The sequence below is a fragment of the Mesorhizobium sp. M1078 genome (genome assembly GCF_040318615.1).
Taxonomy (GTDB): Bacteria; Pseudomonadota; Alphaproteobacteria; order Rhizobiales; family Rhizobiaceae; genus Mesorhizobium.
In genome coordinates this window covers 1-4,881 of record NZ_JAMYMP010000074.1, presented here as the reverse complement: position 1 = coordinate 4,881, position 4,881 = coordinate 1, and the positions used below count along the sequence as shown (strand labels likewise).

Annotated in this window: 6 protein-coding genes; 5 read left to right on the top strand and 1 reads right to left on the bottom strand. The window is 59.7% G+C overall.

Features of this window, described 5'->3' with window-relative positions; translation table 11 throughout:
* The first annotated feature begins 183 nt into the window (after positions 1-183).
* From NKH38_RS33020 to NKH38_RS33005, 4 genes are all read left to right on the top strand, one after another.
* Positions 184-843 (top strand): ABC transporter permease, encoded by a 660-nt coding sequence (locus NKH38_RS33020; protein ID WP_023669157.1) that lies wholly within the window; start codon positions 184-186, stop codon positions 841-843.
* Between the two features lie 13 nt (positions 844-856).
* Positions 857-1,609 (top strand): ABC transporter permease, encoded by a 753-nt coding sequence (locus NKH38_RS33015; protein ID WP_023669158.1) that lies wholly within the window; start codon positions 857-859, stop codon positions 1,607-1,609.
* Between the two features lie 52 nt (positions 1,610-1,661).
* On the top strand, positions 1,662-2,510 hold the full coding sequence (locus NKH38_RS33010) for a transporter substrate-binding domain-containing protein (RefSeq protein WP_352713524.1): 849 nt from the start codon (positions 1,662-1,664) through the stop codon (positions 2,508-2,510).
* Positions 2,511-2,584: 74 nt separating this feature from the next.
* Positions 2,585-3,838, top strand: a complete 1,254-nt coding sequence (locus tag NKH38_RS33005; protein ID WP_352765704.1) for a CapA family protein — start codon at positions 2,585-2,587, stop codon at positions 3,836-3,838.
* 16 nt (positions 3,839-3,854) lie between these two features.
* On the opposite strand, the gene NKH38_RS33000 is transcribed toward NKH38_RS33005, so the two are convergent.
* A complete protein-coding gene (locus tag NKH38_RS33000) occupies positions 3,855-4,367 on the bottom strand; it encodes a helix-turn-helix domain-containing protein (protein ID WP_352765706.1) in 513 nt (170 codons plus the stop codon).
* Positions 4,368-4,533: 166 nt separating this feature from the next.
* On the opposite strand from NKH38_RS33000, the gene NKH38_RS32995 reads away from it, so the two are divergent.
* Positions 4,534-4,770 carry a helix-turn-helix domain-containing protein gene (locus NKH38_RS32995; protein WP_032909948.1) on the top strand — a complete coding sequence of 79 codons (237 nt, stop codon included), beginning with the start codon at positions 4,534-4,536 and terminating at the stop codon, positions 4,768-4,770.
* Positions 4,771-4,881 lie beyond the last annotated feature (111 nt).

Genomic DNA, 4,881 nt, shown 5'->3' with positions numbered 1-4,881 from the left:
GTTATAGATAAAATAATAAAAATTATAGATTGAGTGTGTAATTTCAAGCGCTAGAATTAGCCAATACCCCAAATTAACTCCAGATTACAAATATAACAATCCGCAACCTTGGGTTATACGACTTGGTCTGAGTGACAAAGGCCGGCGTAACCTTCGGTAATTGCGAGTCGAGGAAAGCGCCCCATGGGTGGTTTTACTACTCAGTTTGTTGTCGCACTCACCGTGACCATCAGCCTGGCCCTAGTCAGCGGCTGCCTGGGTACGGCATTTGGCTTGTTTTTGGCGATTTCGAAGGGCACGGCAAAACCGCGCCTCAACGCGGTCGTGACCGCCTACACCACAGTCGTCCGGGGTGTACCAGAACTTCTGATTATCCTGCTCATCTACTTCGGCGGAACCACGCTCGCCAGCAAGATCGCCGGCCGGTATGTCGAGGTGAACGCATTCACCGCAGGCGTTGTCGCGCTCTCGGTCGTTTTCAGCGGTTATGCGACCGAAGTGTTTCGCGGAGCGATCGCGGCGGTGCCAGCGGGTCAAACCGAAGCGGCAAAGTCGCTTGGCCTGAACGCCTGGCAACGCTGGATGTTCGTCATCGGACCTCAAATGCTGCGGCTGGCGCTGCCTGCCTACGGCAATCTATGGATCTCGCTCTTCAAGGATACCGCACTGGTTTCGATCGTCGGCCTGACCGACATCATGCGCGTTGCGTATGTGGGGGCCGGATCCTTGCGCGCACCGTTGACCTTCTACCTTGCGGCCTCCGCTCTCTATCTCTCGCTGACCACCGTCACGCTGCTTTCGATCCGGCTGGCTGAGCGGCGCTATCCGGCACTCGGCCGGTAGGAGGGAGCGACCCATGAACCTCGGCTTGATGTTCGACGCAATGGTTGTCCTGCCTTCGGGCGTTGGTCTCACATTGACCCTGACGGTCCTGTCGCTGACGGCCGGATTTCTTCTGTCCGTGCCGCTGGCCTTCATGCGCGCTTTCGGACGCCCCGGCCTCTCGCTCTCGGTGCTCTCATACACCTATGTGATCCGCGGAACGCCGATGCTTGTTCAGCTCTTCTTGCTCTATTACGGCCTCGCTCAGATCGAGGGGGTGCGGGCCAGCATCTTCTGGGTCATCCTGCGGGATCCTTTCTGGTGCGCCCTTCTGACATTTTCGCTGAACAGCGCGGCACACACCACCGAGATCCTGTGCCGTGGTCTCCAGTCCGTGCCTAAGGGTGTCACCGAGGCGGCCACGTCTCTCGGCTTGAAACGCTTCCAGATCGCTCGCCTGGTCACCTTCCCGATCGCTTTCAGGATATCGCTCCCGGCCTACGGCAACGAGATCGTCGGGATGATCAAGGGTTCGTCCCTTGCGAGCACCGTAACGCTGCTCGAGATCACCGGCATGGCGAGACAGATGGTGTCGACCACGTTCGCGCCGTACGAGATCTTCATCGTCGCCGGAGCGATCTACCTATCGCTCACCTCGATCGCCGTAAAAGCGATCCAGCTTCTGGAGCGATGGCTTTCGACCGACGGCCATCCGGTGCATCGACGAAAGCAGCGCTTGCGCCCGGCCTTGCCTGATCACGAGATCACGATGCCACCCCTGCCCTGACGCCGCGGCTTTTGAACTGCCCTTCCCATCCAAACCAACGAAGAGGTGCATCATGCGCATACCCGTAGCTATTGCCGTTTCTATCGCGTCCCTGATGTCGGTATTCCCGGCCGGCGCGCAAAGCGAGCGCGTCATTTCGATCGCCTCCGAAGGTGCTTCGCCGCCTTGGGACTCTACCGACGCGAACGGTCAACTTTACGGCTACGATATCGATGTCGGACAGGAGCTGTGTCGTCGCATCGAGATCAAATGTACCTTTGTCCCGCAGGATTGGGACGGGATCATCCCGGCACTGCTTGTCGGCAAGTTCGACGTGATCATGTCTGGCATGGCGATCACGGAAAAACGCAAGCAGAAGATCGCGTTCTCAGTTCCCTACGCCACCGGCTTCAACCAGTTCGTTGTGCGCAAGGACCTGGGTCTCGATCCTGGCGACATCAAGCAGAAGGTCAACCTCTCGAGCATCGGCGACAAGGAAAAGGCGACAATCGAACGCCTCAGATCGACACTCGCCGGCAGGGCGATCGGGGCCTTGCGCTCGTCAAATTCGGAAGCAGTCGTGAAGGAAATGCTGGGCGATGTCGTGACCATTCGCAGTTATGACAGCCAGGACAACATGAAGCTCGATCTTGCCGCAGGTCGCATCGACGGCGGTCTGGCCGACTATTTCACCTGGCGGGATTTTCTGGAGACGCCTTCCGGCTCGGATGTGGTGTTTTTCGGCCCTGAACTGAAAGGCGGGCTCTGGGGACCAGGCGTCGGCGCCGGCATGCGCAAGGACGATACCGACCTTCTCGCCAAGTTCAACGCGGCGATCGACGCGGCCACCAAGGATGGGACGATCAAGGGGCTGAGCCTGAAATGGTTCAAGAGCGATATCTCGCCGGCCATCTCGCAATAGGCGGCAACCGACTTCGACATTGACGTGGCGCCAGCTTGAACGCTGGCGCCCTCCCCTCCTTCAAGGCGAGTTCCATGAAAGACCAGTTCTGCGCGGTCGTTACCGGCCAATCCCTGATCAAGCACGACATCCGTGACCTCAAAGACGAACGCTTCATCGCGGTTACGGACTTTCTGCGCCAAGGCGACGTCGTTTTCACCAACTTCGAGTCGACAATCCTCGGCCAGCACGGCGGGTGGCCGACCAAGGGCAAATACTTCGGATATTCCAGGGCTGAAGTGCTCGACGCATTGCAGGCCATCGGTTTCAATGCGCTTGCGCTGGCAAACAACCACGCCTTCGATCTCGGCGCTGGCGGCATCCTCTCGACGCTGGAAGAGGTGGAAGCGCGCGGTTTCCTGCATGCCGGCATCGGAGCCAACGAGACGGACGCGAGGAAACCGGGCCGCCACCGGCTGGGCGCGTGCGAGGTCGCGCTTCTGGCGATGGATGCAGGCCCCGGCCCGACCAACATGTATGCCGAAGACCGCACGGCCTTCCGGCCGGCTCGGCCCGGCGTCAATCGTCTGAACACCGTTCGCAAGATGGGGGTGCCGGACGGGCATTTCAGCAGACTGGCAAGGCTGGGCGCGCATTTGCAAAGCTCCCCCTTTGAACTGGCCAATTATGCGCAACCGGAGGACCCGGTGGCGGTGTCGGCCGGCACGGAGATCAATTTCTACGGCACGGTGTTCACGCAAGCCGCAGATTTCGGCCGTCTGATCGAAGTCGATCAGCGAAGCGCGAGTGTCCACCTGTCCGCCATCCGGCATGCCGCGGCACAAGGCGATTTCGTCATCGCCTATCTGCATCACCATCATTGGGAACCAGGTTGGCAGGACGTGCCGCGCTGGGTGCAGACCTTTGCCAGGATGTGCATCGACGCCGGCGCCAACCTCTTCGTCAGCCACGGCGCGCCGGTGCTGCAGGCCGTGGAAATCTACAATGGCTCGCCGATCTTCTACGGCCTCGGAAATTTCCTATTCCACGTGCATCCCGGCGAAACCGAATGGGATCCACCGGAAGTCTGGCAAAGCATCGTCGCCGCCTGCCGCTATGATGCGGGCGGAAACCTCGCAGAAATAGACCTCCTGCCCGTTGCGATCGGCGCGGAAGCTCAGTCTCTCGGATCGGCAACGGGCAGATTGGTACCCGTCGCCGTCACTGGAAGCGCGGCGCGAGAGATCCTCGAAGGATTCGCGACCCGCTCGCGGGCGTTCGGCGTCGAAATCGAAATGTCCTCGGCTTGCGGCCGCATCGCCCTGCCCGCGGCACGAAAATTTGGCTGACAAGCGCAACCCGCTGTCAGACGGTCCTGCATTCGGCCGGCGCGGATTCGCCGGCCGTCTCGCTGTCCGTATTTGTGTCCAGCGGGGCCAGTTCTTCTCCTAACGCTGAGATCAGGGACGAGACGCGAGCGCGCACACGCGGCGGAAGTTTCACTAGCCCCTCAATCAGGCGCCGCCCTTCCGCGCTGGCAATGAAATCCAGGCGCTCATCGACCGGGAGGGGCCGCGCCTCGACGCGGGCCTCATCGTTTGCCGGCAGGCCTTCGAAGAAGCGGCCGACAGGAACCCCGAGCGAGCTGGCGATCTCGTAGAGCATCGATGCGCTCACGCGATTGCGCGCGTTCTCGTATTTCTGGAGCTGCTGGAAACTGATGCCGATGGATCGGGCTAACTGGGCCTGCGAGACGTCGGATTGGACGCGAACGGCCGCAATCTGCCTGCCGACATGCTGATCGGCGGGATGAGGATCATTGTCGATGTTTGGCTTCGGCACCGTCCGAAGGAGGACGGAACGTTGCGGTTTCAACAAGGCCGTTCGATGCTCCACTGGCCAGCCGGATCGAGAGTCTGTCGCGTACGCGCCGGCTACTTCGCGTCGAGGTTACCTGAAGTTCGAATCGCCATTTTATATACCTTACAGGGTGTAAAATAACCCTATAGGTGGCAAAGAAAATCCGCCTGCCGATTGTGGACTCATGGTCAGTCCACGACAGATTCGAGCCGCACGGGCTTTGCTTGGTTGGTCGCAGCAGGAGCTTGCTGACAAGGCAATTGTGTCGCTGAATGCGCTGGTCCGGTTGGAAAATGGCAAGGTGGATTCCCGGATCAGCACTTTGCAGGCCATTGAGGCGGCTTTGATAAAAGCGGGTGTCGAATTCTTGTCCGCTGGCCAAAAAGGTGAAGGTGTAAGGCTCTTAGATCCTCTGGTTTGAATGTCCCGTTCGCGTAAAGATATGTTGTCGCAATTGCGCTTGCCGCAAGTAGCAACCTGCGGATGACGAGAGGCAAAGTCGTGGTATTGTCGGAATCAGCCATGACCCGAG